Origin of the sequence: Streptomyces flaveolus (genome assembly GCF_000716535.1) — a bacterium.
Lineage (GTDB): Bacteria > Actinomycetota > Actinomycetes > Streptomycetales > Streptomycetaceae > Streptomyces > Streptomyces flaveolus_A.
This window is the reverse complement of the sequence record NZ_JNWV01000200.1, coordinates 1-257: the sequence shown is the minus strand read 5'-3', so window position 1 is coordinate 257 and position 257 is coordinate 1. Positions and strand designations below refer to the sequence as shown.

Sequence of the window (257 nt, the reverse complement as noted above, 5' to 3'; positions counted from 1 at the left end):
CAACAGCGTGCCAAAAATCAACGCCAGATATGTTGATACCCCGTCTCCAGCATCTGCTGGGACGAGGTTCCTTTGAAAAAACACAGCGAGGACGCTGTGTGCGAGTGGACTATTCCTCCTCTCGCACCGCTCTCGTGGTGTTCATCCCGATTACGGGAAAACATTCACGGAGAGTTTGATCCTGGCTCAGGACGAACGCTGGCGGCGTGCTTAACACATGCAAGTCGAACGATGAACCACTTCGGTGGGGATTAGTG

At 53.3% G+C, this 257-nt stretch carries 1 rRNA gene; it reads left to right on the top strand.

The window, feature by feature from the left end:
- Positions 1 to 163: 163 nt before the first annotated feature.
- Positions 164 to 257 (top strand): 16S ribosomal RNA (locus tag OO52_RS45845); the annotation flags it as partial.